This is a genomic window from Caballeronia temeraria, assembly GCF_001544795.2.
Taxonomy (GTDB): domain Bacteria; phylum Pseudomonadota; class Gammaproteobacteria; order Burkholderiales; family Burkholderiaceae; genus Caballeronia; species Caballeronia temeraria.
In genome coordinates, this window is record NZ_FCOI02000124.1 from 1 (window position 1) to 611 (window position 611).

General features: G+C 60.6%; 1 protein-coding gene. It reads left to right on the top strand.

From position 1 onward, the window contains the following. Positions 1 to 611: citrate/2-methylcitrate synthase (locus tag AWB76_RS38730; protein WP_279616481.1), on the top strand; the 611-nt coding region annotated here is incomplete at both ends.

Genomic DNA, 611 nt, shown 5'->3' on the forward strand with positions numbered 1-611 from the left:
CGCATCGAAGTCGAAACCGACGACGATTCCATCGGCGGGCACTTTCTGCATTTGCTGCATGGCGTCGCGCCGTCGAAGGCGTGGGTCGATGCGATGCACGTCTCGCTCAATCTCTACGCCGAGCACGAGTTCAACGCATCGACGTTCACGGCGCGCGTGATCGCGGGCACCGGTTCGGACATGTATTCGGCGATCACCGGCGCAATCGGCGCGTTGCGCGGCCCGAAGCACGGCGGCGCGAACGAAGTCGCGTTCGAGATTCAATCGCGTTATCAGACGCCCGATGAAGCAGAAGCGGACATCAAGCGTCGCGTGGAGAACAAGGAAGTCGTGATCGGCTTCGGCCATCCGGTGTACACGATCTCCGATCCGCGCAACAAGGTCATCAAGGAAGTCGCGAAGAATCTGTCGAAAGAAGCGGGCGACACGAAGCTGTTCGATATCGCCGAGCGGCTCGAATCGGTCATGTGGGACGCGAAAAAGATGTTCCCGAACCTCGACTGGTTCAGTGCGGTGTCGTATCACATGATGGGCGTGCCCACGGCCATGTTCACGCCGCTTTTCGTGATCTCGCGCACGTCGGGCTGGGCCGCGCACATCATCGAGCAACG